Here is a 13,088-nt window from a genome sequence, read left to right on the forward strand (position 1 = left end):
TTAATTCCGGCGTTCTTTCGTTTTCGACTGACAAGCTGAAAATGATTGGAGCCCAAATAAGCTACTAGAAACTAATGGTAAATTAAGGCAAAAAGAGGACTTACTTTAAAAAGAAACGCGTTTTCTAAAGTGGCCTGCTAACAGGCAATAAGGCTTTTTTTGTCTCCAGCTTGCTTATGCAAGCACAGAAAATGAATGTTATTTGCTTCTAAATTAATAATAAAACAGTGTTAGTTGAGGAATCTAAAATGAAAATAACAAAACTTCTCTGCTCGACCATTGCTTTAACCCTAGCAAGTCTTATCTGGACACCTGCTATGGCGACCCAAACCATTAAAACGGTCGTCATTGATGGCTATCCAGCGAAAGCCATGTGGGTTAATGAGTTCTCCAAGTTCTTCATTCCCAATGTTAACAAACGGCTTGCCGAAACAGGCAATTATAAAATTGACTGGCAAGAGTCTTATGGGGGCAGCATAGTCAAACCCAAAGGCGTGTTAGAAGGGGTCAAATTAGGCCTTGGTGATATTGGTATAGTGACTACCATCTTCCATAGCTCAAAGCTCCCTAGCCAAGCACTCTCTGCCGTCACGCCATTTATTGTTGCTGACGCCAGAGTGGTGGCAAAAGCAGTGGATGAAATTGCCAAAGAATTCCCCACCATGCAAAAAGAATTTGCCAAACAAAATCAGGTTTACTTGGCGACAGGTGTCGTGCTGGATACCTACCAAGTTTTTAGTGAGCAACCTATCAAAAGCGCAACGGATCTGGAAGGCAGTAAAGTCGCTGGGGCTGGGATGAATTTACGCTATTTAGAAGGTATTAATAATGCCGCGGGGGTCAGAGGAGGATTAACCAATTTCTATAATATGTTGCAAACAGGTCTTGTCGATCACGCTATGCTTTGGCCAGAAGCTGCAAACACGTTTAAAGTGGTCGAAGTCGCACCTTATATGTTGCAAGCCAATCTAGGGGCCGTAAACACAAAAACCGTGACAGCGAATGCTAGATATTGGAAAAAGCTTCCCCAAGAAGTCAAAGATGTCATGTTAGAAGTGGCCGTCTTATATCGTGACCATGTGGCAAGCAGAGCCATGACTCGCGCTCGCTCCAGCCTACGTAACTTCCAAAAAGAGGGTGGTTCCATTACTAAAATGGAAAAAGAAGCCCAACTTGCTTGGGCAAACTCAATGCCAAACATTGCCGTTGAATGGGCAGAAGCTTTGGATAAAAAGGGTGAACCTGGTAGTGAAATGCTCAGAGCCTATATCGATAAACTTGCTCGTGCAGGCTATGACCCTATACGAGATTGGTCTGCAGAACTACCTTAAAAAGACAATTAAAGAGAGCTTAAGTCAACCATCTTAAGCTCTCTAGAGTTCTCTTTTTAGCTATATAAATGAAGGCTAATAAGTAGCGGATATGCGCGCTTTTATTGGTTTTCTTGATTCGGAGTTTGTTATGCCGAACACCCTAATAAGAGCCGCCCAAACGCTCAATCCCATTGTTAATACCTTAGCGATGGTTGCCAATACAGTGGGCACCTTGGTTGTGCTCGCCCTGGTTAGTATCGTTAATTTCGATGTCATTGCCCGAGGCGCATTTAACCAACCCTTTATGGGAGCGGTTGAGATAGTCCAGTTTTCCATGGTGCTGATTGTCTTTTTACAATTGCCGGATGTGGTCAGGGTCAATCGCCTGACGCGTTCCGATGGTTTTCTTATTTTTCTAAAGCTGACTTACCCAAGATTTACGCTTTGGCTGCGTCGGTTAATCGATTTTATCTCATGTTTACTCATGTTATGTGTCGCACTTGCTATCTGGCCTGAATTTATCGAAATGTACGAAAGTCATGATTTTTTCGGGATTCCAGGGGTTTTCACCGCGCCTTGGTGGCCCATTAAATTAACCATATTTTTAAGTGCCTGCTTATGTTCACTCTTGTTTATCCTAAAAGTCATTTTGGCAACCACAGAGATAGCCCCCAAGCCAATACCAGTAGGAGAAAATAAATGACGCCAATTGAAATCGGCTTAATGTCGGTCGTTGCGATTATTGTTCTAATTTACCTAGGGTTTTATATTCCGATTGCTTTGGGTGTCGTGTCTTTTGTCTCTATTTGGTTGATGCGAGACAACTTCGACCTTGCTATGAATCTATTGAAAATTGCGATTGGTGACAGTGTCATGGAATACACCTTTGCCACCGTGCCTTTGTTTACCTTTATGGGACTCATTGTCTCAAAGGCAGGAATGGGCACCGACATCTACCAAGTAATGAATTCAGGCTTTCGCAAGGTTAAAGGTGGCATAGGCATGGCAACCGTGGGCGCAAATGCAGTCTTTGCCGCTGTGACAGGGTCTTCTATTGCCTCAGCCTCAGTATTTTCCAAAGTATCTGTACCTCAAATGCTGCGTTATGACTATAACCCAAGATTTGCCGTTGGGGTTGTCGCAGGTTCTTCTGTACTGGGGATGATTATCCCCCCTTCAGCCATGCTTATCATTTACTCCTTTGTGGCTGAGCAATCAGTGGGGGCCATGTTCCTCGCTGGGGTAGTGCCGGGGTTGATGCTCGCCTTTGCCTATATAGCAACCATTTGGAGTATGGGAAAAATCGCACCGAATTATGTGGGAGGACGGCCTGCCAGTGATTATGAATGGATGTCATTTAAAGAGATTTTCAGCAAAACGGCCCCACTTTGTACACTTATTCTCGTGGTACTTGGGGGGATTTATACGGGTTGGATGACCCCAGTTGAAGCAGGTGCATCCGGTGCTGCAGTAGCACTTATCATTGCTCTTGCTCGACGTAAAATGAGCCTGCATGCTTTTTGGCAAGCCTTAATAGAAACAGGCCATATTACCGCTGCGATTCTTTTTTTGATTACAGCCGCTTCGATTTACAGTCGTATGCTTGGGCTGGCGGGGTTACCTAACGAGCTAAGTGAAATACTCGCCAACAACCAACTTGGCTTTTTTTGGATCATGACTATCTACCTTTGCTTAATGCTGTTTTTAGGCACCTTGTTAGATACCGCGTCCATCATATTGATTGTTGTTCCTCTATTTTTACCTTTAATTGAGCCTATGGGACTTAGCCTAATTTGGTTTGGCATTATTACTGTCATTGGGGCAGAAATAGGCCTTCTTACGCCGCCCTTAGGCATTAGCTGCTTTGTGATAAAAGCCACGCTAGAAGATGACAGAATCAGTCTTAAAGATGTGTTCATGGGGGCACTACCCTTTGCTTTTGTGATGCTAGTGGTACTCATCATTCTTATTAACTATCCCATTCTTTCTTTAGCCATTCTTAACTAAGGACTCTGACCATGCGAACTGTAACCAGCGATAACATTACCGACACCTTTATTAATTATTTTGGCCCAGACACTAGCCCAAGAACCAAACAGCTTATGGCAAGCTTAGCGGCTCATCTACATGATTTTGTTAAAGAAACCCAACTTAGCCACGATGAATGGCGCAAGGCACTAGAGTTATTAAAATGGACTGGGGATATGACCAATGATGAGCGTAATGAGTTTGTTTTGCTGTCAGATGTACTTGGGGTCTCTTCTCTTGTTGATATGATACATTCTGACCCTAAAGCGACTAGCTCCAGTGTACTCGGCCCATTCCATGTCTTACATTCCCCCGAAAGAGCTTATGGCGCAGATCTAAAAGGTGACTTAGAAGGCGAGATCATCCTAGTCGAAGGGGTGGTTAAAGACACCCAAGGCAAGCTAATTGCGGGGGCAAAAGTCGATATCTGGCAAACCGCTCCCAATGGTATGTATTCTTCTCAAGACCCGGCCCAAGATATTGATAGCTTTCATGGTATTTTCACCACAGATGAAGCAGGCCGATATGCTTTTACGACGGTTCGCCCAGTCTCTTACACTGTTCCTAGTGATGGACCTGTCGGGGTTTTATTAGATGCCACTGGCCGCCATCCATGGCGCCCTTCTCACCTACATTACATGGTGAGTGCACCCGGTTGTCGAACCCTAGTCACTGAGGTATTTCCAAGCGATGATCCTTATCTAGATCAAGACACGGTATTTGGGGTCAGGGAAGATCTAGTGGTGCAATATCAGGCTCAAGCAGCAGGGTCCTTCCCAACATCAGGCTTTGAATTATCAGGTAAGGTGAATCAGGCTTACTCAAGCATCCACTTTGATGCCATTTTAATGAAGGATGCTTAACACAGAAAATCGCCAGAACAGCTAAAATGATGACTTAGATTTAAGCCTCGGTTAACGCCAGTTAGCCGGGCTACTTTTAGCGAAAGATTGGCGTAAAAAAGTGCCCGTGTCTGTATAGTGTTTTAACAGTAGCTTAGAGGCAAGATCTGCATCGCGATTAATGGCGGCATTCATAATACTTTCATGCTCATTACGTACATCACGCTTAGCATAATTTACCGCCGCCTCAGCAAGGAATCGATAACGAATATTTTGATCATAAAGCTGGCTGCAATAACTTAACAATATAGGTGAATCACAGGCTTCCATCAGACATAGATGAAACACCTTATGCAGACTTTCCCAATGATCAAAATCTTCTTGATTCGCGCGAGATAACCTATGGTGATTAAGGACTAAACGCTCTTCCCAATCATTATCGCCAAGCTCAATACTCTTGCGTAATGCCAGATCATCAAGGGTACAACGTAGCATGAAAATCTCGTTGAAGTTCGCTTCACTCACTTGAGACACACGAAATCCACGTTGATCTATTCTATCCACCAGTTTATTGGAGGTCAGCAAACTTAATGCTTCACGAATCGGTGAGGCACCAGTATCAAACAATGGCTTAAGTGTTTCTACTTTAAGACGCTCACCAGGAGCAAACTCTCCCTTGATGATTTGTTGTCTTAACTGAAGGTAAACCCTTTGAATTGCCGTTTTAGTGTCAGGCACTTGTGCCTGCGCTTTAGTTTCATTTGTCATTCTATGAAAATAACGTTTTTTTTTGATTTATACAATAAAAACGTACATTTTGAAAAACCGCTTTTAGCCTATTAATCCTTTTAAATAAACCCAATATAAGCCCTTTTTTTGGGGCGTATGAGTTGACTAGAAATACAGGTATACTGAGATTTCCTCTTTTACGATAGACAAGGTTGCTTGTGATTGACTCAGCGCCAAAAATTGCCATATTTGTTGATGTGCAAAACATCTATTACACCTCAAGACATACCTTTGCGAGGCACTTTAACTATCAAAAGTTTTGGGATGAAATCGCTGCCCAAGGCGAGATAGTTCAAGCCTATGCCTATGCTATCGATAAGGGAGATTCTAAACAGGCGCAATTTCAGCAGATTCTTAGGGGCATTGGCTTTGAAGTGAAACTTAAACCTTTTATCCAGCGCCGAGATGGTTCTGCAAAAGGTGATTGGGATGTGGGTATCACGATCGATGTGCTCGCTGCGGCTCCCGATGTGGACATTATTGTTTTGGCTTCAGGTGATGGAGATTTTGCCCTTTTACTCGATGCCGCTAGAACTAAATACCAATGCCAGAGTCAAGTATATGGCGTGGATAAATTAACCGCAGCAGCCCTGATTGATTCTTGCGATCTATACCGTCAGATTAATGCGAGTCTGCTGTTATAGGTCTAATATCAAACTAACAACGTCTTATCCTTATCTTTATAAGGCTTAATATCAGAATAACCTGTTATTCACTCTATTAGCCGCAGATGATCGGAGGGAAATGTATGTCAAATCATGAAAAAATTAACTATGTTGAACTGCCTGCAAAAGACTTGCCCTTAACAAAGCTCTTTTTCTCCACGCTTTTCAATTGGTCCTTTACTGATTACGGAGCCGAGTACACCGCCTTTGCCGCTGAAGGTGCGGGACTCAATGGCGGTTTTTTTCAATCAGACCTTGCCAGCAACAGTCAGCAAGGTGGCGCGCTCATCGTGCTCTATAGTGAAGACTTAGAAGATACCCTAGAAAAAATAGACGCCTTTGACAGTGGCAGCATCAATAAGGATATTTTTCATTTCCCTGGAGGCAGACGTTTCCACTTTTTGGACCCTAATGGCAACGAGTTTGCTGTTTGGTCAGATATTGGCATTGAAGTGGCTTAAGGAAACTGCAATTAAGCTTCCTGCACACTGAACCTCATTCATTATTTTATAAGCAGATGATTTAGCTCACTTGTAGATAAACACCTTAATCGGGTAAGCTTCGCTTCCATTTTAAGCGATCCGTTAATAGGGATCCTGTTTCACCTAGGAAGCTTGTTTTATCTACAAGAGAGCATAATGACCGCCCCTAAACTTGCCTACCAAAATAAACTCAATGAATCAGATTTTGTTGCTGACCAAGCACAGCAAGAAGCCTTAACAGCATTAGAGCATAGGTATTGGCAACTCATTAATCGAGATCAGCAGCAGGCGCTAGCGTCTCTCAGCTCTGATCAGACTCAAAACCAAGACCTGGCCCAAATTGAACAGAACACACAAGCCCAGATTAAAGGGCTTTATATGTGGGGAGATGTGGGTCGAGGTAAAACCTTTTTGATGGATATCTTCTATCAAGGCTTGCCTGAAGCAGGTAAATTACGCCTGCACTTCCATCATTTTATGGCCTATGTCCATCAAGAACTTAGACAAATAAGTGGTCAAGCGGACCCCCTTTTAAAGGTCGCCAAAACATTAGCGCAAAAATACCACCTCATTTGTTTCGACGAGTTTTTTGTCTCTGATATTGCCGATGCCATGATTCTAGGCCAGCTATTTAAAGGGCTATTTGAGCAAGGGGTGACTTTAATCGCCACCTCAAATATTCCAATCCAAAGACTCTATTGGGAAGGGGTACAACGCCAGCAATTTGAACAAACCATTCATTTGTTAGAAACCCATTGTGAGCAGATAAATTTATCGGGCCAAGAAGATCACAGGCTTCGCCACCTTGAACAAGATAAAACCTATTACGTGAAGGGTGAGATTGAATTTGAGACGCTGTTTCAACAATTGAATAACACCTTCAATCAAGATGAAATAAAGCAAGATTCCATTTTGGTTTGCAAGCGTCAGATTCCCACCGTTAAACAAGCAGATAAAGTGGTGTGGTTTAACTTTGATAGCCTGTGTAATAGCCCTAGGTCCCAATTAGATTACATCGAAATTGCGTCACGCTTTCACACCATATTAGTCAGCGGTGTCCCAGCATTAGGTGGCGAAGTAAGTGAACAGATTAAAGCAAGAGGAACTGAAGACGGCAGCTTTGAGCCAAATCAAACCAGTGAAAGGAAGATTTCTTTTGCGCCAGAAGATGACTCGGCACGTCGTTTTATCAGCCTAATCGACGAGTTATACGACAGCCATAAACGTCTCTACCTTTTAGCGGATGTTGCGCTAAAAGACTTGTACCATGGCGGAGCGTTAAGCTTTGAATTTCGCCGAGCAATCAGTCGCTTAATTGAAATGCAAAGCACTCAATATTTAGCGTCAACACGCTAGGGAGTGTGAGATTAAGTTTATCCACTCAGCGGATGGACTTAATCGCAGCTTCCCTAGATAAAAGACCTAAATTAAGAGGGTGTGGCACACCGCATCCTTGCTCCCTGACATATTTCAGCAATCAAAGTGACACAATTCTGTCACCTATCACGGCTAGCCTAATAGAATGCCAAGTTGAAAACTGTTAGGAGAATAACTGTGATTCAAGTAGAACAAATGTTGGAAACAAGACAGCCGAGCTTGTTAACCAAGTCCCCCATTCTTAAAAGTTCTGCCGTCAATATTCTTAAGCAGTTATTACATCAAGATGAAATTAACGCCTTTCTTGAAACCCATAAACACCTTTTTGGCTTTGAGTTTATTGATAAGGTACTCGAACATTTCAACTTCGCCTATCAGGTGAGCCAGCTAGATAGACCTAACATCCCTGCCACTGGCCGAGTTTTGATCATAGCAAATCACCCACTGGGGGCATTAGATGGTTTAGCCTTGACCAAACTTATCAGCGAAGTTCGTCCAGATGTTAAAATCATTGCCAATGACATGCTGTCTCAGTTTGATGCACTCGACTCTCTCGTTCTGCCAGTTAATAACATGGATGGCAAAGCAGATAGAAAACAGATACAGCAGATTATGCAGAGCCTACATAATGACGAGGCAGTTATTATGTTTCCAGCAGGCGAAGTCTCAAGACTGTCTGGTCGTGGAATACATGACACTAAATGGAATCAAAGTTATTTAAAATTGGCTCAAAAAACGAATAGCCCGCTGTTACCTATACACATAAGTGGCCGCAATTCAGTTTTGTTTTACACCAGCTCCTTAGTATATCGTCCTTTGTCGACGATTCAGCTGGCAAACGAAATGTTTAAACAGAAAGATCGCAGCATTAGCTTTAAAATCGGCCAAGCCATTGAAACCGAACAACTCGCCAAATTACCTATCTCAAATAAAGAGAAAAATAAGCTAGTAAAACGCCACCTATACCGTATTGCCAAGGGTAAAAAACCCCTTTTACAAACCCAAAAAACAATCGCACACCCTCAGAACAGACAACACATTAAACAAGAGCTAAAGCAAGCTGAACTGTTAGGTAAAAGCCAAGATGGCAAGCTGATTTATTTATTTGACTATCAGCCTCAATCAGCCACCATGCAAGAGATTGGCAGGTTACGAGAAGTATCCTTTAGACAAGTGGGTGAAGGCACAGGTCAGGCGTACGACCTTGATAATTATGATAAGTTTTATCGTCATCTGGTGCTTTGGGATGATGAAGAGCTCGAAATTGTCGGCGCCTATCGAATTGGTGAAACAGCGCGCTACTTAGAAGAAGGATTAGAGCAAAATATTTATAGTGCCGAGCTTTTTAACTACCACAAGGATATGACACCTTACTTCGCTCAGGGCATTGAATTAGGTCGCAGTTTTGTACAGCCTAAATATTGGGGTAAGCGTAGCTTAGATTATCTTTGGTATGGTATTGGCGCTTACTTAAATCGTCACCCAAATATCCGCTATATGTTTGGCCCAGTGAGTTTAAGTAACCATTACCCAGCTTTCGCTAAAGATTTGATTGTTAGCTTCTATCGTCTTCACTTTGCAGACACTGAGAAGTTAGCACACTCTTTCACGCCTTATCATGTTAACTCAGAAAACCAAGCCATCATTCAGAGTTTGTTCAAGGGCGAGTCTTATAAGGAAGATTTTGCTGTGCTAAAAGAGCAATTACGCCACTTAAGCGCTGTCGTCCCAACACTCTACAAACAATATACCGAAGTCTGTGAAGAAGGTGGCGTCCGGTTTTTAGACTTCGGTGTAGATGCTGAATTTGGGTTTTGTATTGATGGTCTAGTACTTGTCGACCTAAGCAAAATAAAGCCAAATAAAAACCAGCGTTATCGAGGAGAGAAGCTTAACGCGGATTAATCAGTGGATTTAGGGCCAGATTGCGGAGCATGCTCGTCTTGCTCTGCTTTTTTGATAACCCGTTTATAAATAATATAAACAGCTAATTTAATAACAATTAATGCAGCAACAACAATGTAAGCAATGCTATCTGGTTCCATTTCAATCCCCTCTTAACTACAGACTCATTTAAGATAAGCCAAATTTATCATAAGTAAATTGATCTATAACAGGCAAAGCTAATGTAAATACATCTAAGCTTTGACCCGCACAGACTAACATATTTCACCTAGCATTTTCTTACTTAAACGCATCTTATTACCCAAAAGTATAATTACTATTCGCTTTTAATCATTGGCAGCCTAATGCTTACTGTTTAAGCTGGACAAAAAATAATAATCAAAGAGAGACACAATGAAAGCGGATCTTCTCGTTCAAATAGTGCTGCCAGCCGCCCTATTTATCATAATGTTAGGCATGGGCTTAGCGCTCAAACCCTTAGACTTCAAACTGGTTATCGCCAAGCCCAAAGCTGTATTTTTAGGGGTATTAGCGCAAATGCTATTACTGCCTAGCATTGCCTACCTCATCATTATTATGCTTAATATTGAGGGCGCTCTGGCAATTGGTCTTATGATATTGGCCCTTTGTCCAGGTGGCACTACCTCCAATCTCTACACTTATCTCGCCAAAGGGGATGTGGCACTTTCTGTGACTTTAACCTCCATTGTCAGCCTGATTGCGCCTTTCACTGTCCCTTTAGTGCTCCTTGTCTTTATGAACTTCTTTTTAGGTGCAGGGGAAAAAGTCGACTTACCCATTCTAAAAACAATCATTCAGTTGTTAGTCATTACCGTTTTACCCATTAGTTTAGGCATGCTAATTAACCACATTAAACCGAATCTAGCTTTGGCAGCAGAAAAGTTTGTGAAGATATTCTCCGTCGCTTTTTTACTGCTCATTGTCATAGGGATTGTGGCGAAGAATATTAATCACATGGGAAGTTACTTCGCTCAAATGGGGCTAGCAAGCTTACTGCTTAACCTTATCTGTATGTTGCTAGGTTTCTCTTTAGCAAAATTGGCGCGGCTTAATCTAGCCCAGCAAAAATCCATTGCCATAGAAGTCGGCTTTCAAAATGGCACTCTCGCAATCGTTATTGCTCTGACCTTACTTCAAAATACGGAAATGGCCATAGCAGCAACCTGCTACTCCTTGCTTATGTTTGTGACGGGGGCAATTTTCACCTTTTTCCTTGGTCGCTTTCAGTCAAAACCACAGGCTCACCTTATCGATAATTCAATAAAATAAAGCACCCTTAACGCTCACCCATGCCCTCTTTTATCGCAAGGGCATGGATAACCTCAGTAACAACACACATCAAACTCCCACGAAATAAGCTTGAGCCTATTGAAAGAAAGTTAAGGGTTTACAAGCCTTTAAACGAGCGCCTTTTTAAGTGTCGTCTGCTTGTCATATTGACTTTGTATCATCGAATAAAGTTCGGCCTTATTTTGGCGCAAGAATTGCTACACTATTAAAACGATTTAAATAATGACGTGATTGATACCGACTTGCCTTAAATGACATGGAGTGAAACATGATTGAAAAAAAATATTTAAAAAGTAAGCCTGTGTGCAAAGTGAAATTTGCCTTAAGTAAAGAACAAGTAGCCAATGCTAAAAGCATCGCCCTTGTCGGTGAATTTAATAACTGGGATACATCGGCAACCCCAATGCGTAAGCAAAAATCTGGTGTTTTTGCTTCCACAATCGACTTAGCTGTCGATCAAACTTATCAATTTCGTTATTTGCTAGATGGCAATATTTGGATAAATGATGAGAGCGCAGATGGGTATGTTTCAAGCCAAGTTAGCCACGAAGCTAATTGCTTAATAAGCGTTTAAAGCTGTTATATTCAATTACTCTGTATTCATTAAAAAAGCCGTTTTTAGTCGCTAAAAACGGCTTTTTTTATGGGCTCAAAATATTGGCCAGATAACGACCTCAGTTTAACTAAACACACCAAATTTTCCGCCCGTTTTTTAGCAAGGACTTACCTATAACAAAAAACCGTGTACAATGTTTTTATTAAATGAACGTTTAATAAAAGATTTATTTCATCAAAATAGTCTAACTTAATACGTTTCAACCCAATTATTGTGGACACGCAAGCCTTCGTCAGGAGATTTTTATGACAACTCAGCAACAGTATATTCACGGTCAGTATCAAGCCTCTACCAGTGGCGAAACCTTTGATACGATCAACCCAGCCACAGGTGAAGTGATTGCCAGCGTTGAACTTGCCCTAGCCGCTGAGCTTGAAGCTGCCGTTGAATCAGCCAAAGCCGGTCAAAAAGTCTGGGCGGCGATGAGCGCGGTAGAACGTGGCCGTATTTTAAAACGTGCGGCTGAGCTGTTACGTGAAAACAATGAAGAGCTAGCTAAGCTTGAAGTATTGGACACAGGTAAGCCAATGCAAGAAGCTAACTGTGTCGATATTTTAAGTGGCGCAGACGTTATCGAGTATTACGCTGGCCTGTGCGATAAAATCCAAGGTGAATACCAAGACCTTGGCGATGGCAACTTTTTCTACACTCGCCGTGAAGCACTAGGTGTATGTGCCGGCATCGGTGCTTGGAACTACCCGATTCAAATCGCTTGTTGGAAATCAGGTCCTGCTCTTGCAGCAGGTAATGCGATGATTTTCAAACCGTCTGAAGAGACCCCTTTAACTGCCCTTAAACTAGCAGAAATTTATACCCAAGCAGGTTTGCCTGATGGCGTATTTAACGTGCTTCAAGGGGATGCGAGAACAGGTCAACTTATTACCGCTCACCCAGGTATTGCCAAAGTCTCTTTCACAGGTGAATGTGGCACAGGTAAAAAAGTCATGACCTCTGCGGCGCAAACGCTTAAGCAGGTGACCATGGAACTTGGTGGCAAATCACCTATGATTATCTTCCCTGACACAGCGGTAGATGTGGCTGTTTCTGGTGCTATGTTGGCCAACTTCTACACCCAAGGTGAAGTTTGCACGAATGGTACTCGTGTCTTTGTTCACGAAGACATGATGGACGCTTTCAAAGCTGAGCTAAAAGAACGCACAGAGAAAATGATAGTAGGCGATCCTCAAGACCTTGATACTCAAGTGGGCGCTTTGATTTCTAAAGATCACATGCATAAAGTACTAGGCTTTATTGATGAAGCTAAAGATGCGGGTGCAACCTTGCTTTGCGGTGGCTACCAAGTGACTGAAAACGGCTTAGATAAAGGGGCTTTTGTCGCGCCAACTGTCTTTGTTGATTGCACAGATGATATGCCACAAGTTAAAGATGAGATCTTTGGCCCTGTTATGTCTGTTTTATCCTTTAAAGATGAAGATGAAGTGATTGCCCGCGCAAACGATACTAAATTTGGTTTGGCCGCTGGTGTCTTCACTAAAGACTTTAGCCGAGCTCATCGCGTTATTGCGCAACTAGAAGCAGGTATTTGCTGGATTAATAACTGGGGTGCGTCACCAGCAGAAATGCCAGTAGGTGGCTATAAAGAATCAGGGATTGGCCGTGAAAATGGTGTAGAAACTTTGCATCATTACACTCAAGTTAAGAGTGTGTATGTCACTTTAGAAGACATAGAGTCTCCGTACTAGGATATAAACACATTCATTCTCTTTTTGAGTCCCAAAAGAATTAGTATGCATTCATCT

The 13,088-nt window shown here is 42.4% G+C and carries 13 protein-coding genes; 11 read left to right on the top strand and 2 right to left on the bottom strand.

Features of this window, described 5'->3' with window-relative positions:
• The first annotated feature begins 248 nt into the window (after positions 1-248).
• The 4 genes from MED121_RS07675 to MED121_RS07690 all read left to right on the top strand — a co-directional run bounded on the left by MED121_RS07675 (position 249) and on the right by MED121_RS07690 (position 4,204).
• Positions 249-1,331: a C4-dicarboxylate TRAP transporter substrate-binding protein gene (locus tag MED121_RS07675; RefSeq protein WP_036178957.1), complete on the top strand. Its 1,083-nt coding sequence runs from the start codon at positions 249-251 to the stop codon at positions 1,329-1,331.
• A 130-nt stretch (positions 1,332-1,461) separates the two neighbouring features.
• On the top strand, positions 1,462-2,016 hold the full coding sequence (locus MED121_RS07680) for a TRAP transporter small permease (protein ID WP_116371591.1): 555 nt from the start codon (positions 1,462-1,464) through the stop codon (positions 2,014-2,016).
• Entirely contained in the window at positions 2,013-3,320 is a 1,308-nt protein-coding gene (locus MED121_RS07685) for a TRAP transporter large permease (RefSeq protein ID WP_009833085.1), read from the top strand. Before MED121_RS07680 ends, MED121_RS07685 begins: the two co-directional genes overlap by 4 nt.
• 11 nt (positions 3,321-3,331) lie before the next feature.
• Positions 3,332-4,204, top strand: a complete 873-nt coding sequence (locus tag MED121_RS07690; protein ID WP_009833086.1) for a dioxygenase — start codon at positions 3,332-3,334, stop codon at positions 4,202-4,204.
• Positions 4,205-4,255: 51 nt separating this feature from the next.
• Here MED121_RS07690 and MED121_RS07695 read toward each other — a convergent pair whose 3' ends face one another.
• Complete coding sequence (locus MED121_RS07695; RefSeq protein ID WP_009833087.1) at positions 4,256-4,951, bottom strand: GntR family transcriptional regulator; 696 nt, start codon at positions 4,949-4,951, stop codon at positions 4,256-4,258.
• A 179-nt stretch (positions 4,952-5,130) separates the two neighbouring features.
• On the opposite strand from MED121_RS07695, the gene MED121_RS07700 reads away from it, so the two are divergent.
• The 4 genes from MED121_RS07700 to MED121_RS07715 all read left to right on the top strand — a co-directional run bounded on the left by MED121_RS07700 (position 5,131) and on the right by MED121_RS07715 (position 9,401).
• A complete protein-coding gene (locus MED121_RS07700) occupies positions 5,131-5,616 on the top strand; it encodes an NYN domain-containing protein (RefSeq protein ID WP_242603183.1) in 486 nt (161 codons plus the stop codon).
• 104 nt (positions 5,617-5,720) lie between these two features.
• Positions 5,721-6,098, top strand: coding sequence for a VOC family protein (locus MED121_RS07705; RefSeq protein ID WP_009833089.1), 378 nt, complete (start codon positions 5,721-5,723; stop codon positions 6,096-6,098).
• 177 nt (positions 6,099-6,275) lie between these two features.
• Positions 6,276-7,475, top strand: a complete 1,200-nt coding sequence (gene zapE, locus MED121_RS07710) for a cell division protein ZapE (protein ID WP_009833090.1) — start codon at positions 6,276-6,278, stop codon at positions 7,473-7,475.
• 198 nt (positions 7,476-7,673) lie between these two features.
• Positions 7,674-9,401, top strand: a complete 1,728-nt coding sequence (locus tag MED121_RS07715) for a GNAT family N-acyltransferase (RefSeq protein ID WP_009833091.1) — start codon at positions 7,674-7,676, stop codon at positions 9,399-9,401.
• Here the strand turns inward: MED121_RS07715 and MED121_RS24395 are convergent.
• Positions 9,398-9,541 carry a hypothetical protein gene (locus MED121_RS24395; RefSeq protein ID WP_009833092.1) on the bottom strand — a complete coding sequence of 48 codons (144 nt, stop codon included), beginning with the start codon at positions 9,539-9,541 and terminating at the stop codon, positions 9,398-9,400. The genes MED121_RS07715 and MED121_RS24395 overlap by 4 nt on opposite strands.
• A 253-nt stretch (positions 9,542-9,794) precedes the next feature.
• Between MED121_RS24395 and MED121_RS07720 the strand changes: the two genes are divergently transcribed.
• The 3 genes from MED121_RS07720 to betB all read left to right on the top strand — a co-directional run bounded on the left by MED121_RS07720 (position 9,795) and on the right by betB (position 13,031).
• On the top strand, positions 9,795-10,691 hold the full coding sequence (locus MED121_RS07720; RefSeq protein ID WP_009833094.1) for a bile acid:sodium symporter family protein: 897 nt from the start codon (positions 9,795-9,797) through the stop codon (positions 10,689-10,691).
• Between the two features lie 289 nt (positions 10,692-10,980).
• Complete coding sequence (locus MED121_RS07725) at positions 10,981-11,286, top strand: isoamylase early set domain-containing protein (protein ID WP_009833095.1); 306 nt, start codon at positions 10,981-10,983, stop codon at positions 11,284-11,286.
• Positions 11,287-11,573: 287 nt separating this feature from the next.
• The gene (gene betB / locus MED121_RS07730) at positions 11,574-13,031 is read left to right on the top strand and encodes a betaine-aldehyde dehydrogenase (protein WP_009833096.1); all 1,458 of its coding nucleotides are present in this window, start codon (positions 11,574-11,576) and stop codon (positions 13,029-13,031) included.
• Positions 13,032-13,088 lie beyond the last annotated feature (57 nt).

This window comes from Marinomonas sp. MED121, from assembly GCF_000153025.1.
Taxonomy (GTDB): Bacteria; Pseudomonadota; Gammaproteobacteria; order Pseudomonadales; family Marinomonadaceae; genus Marinomonas.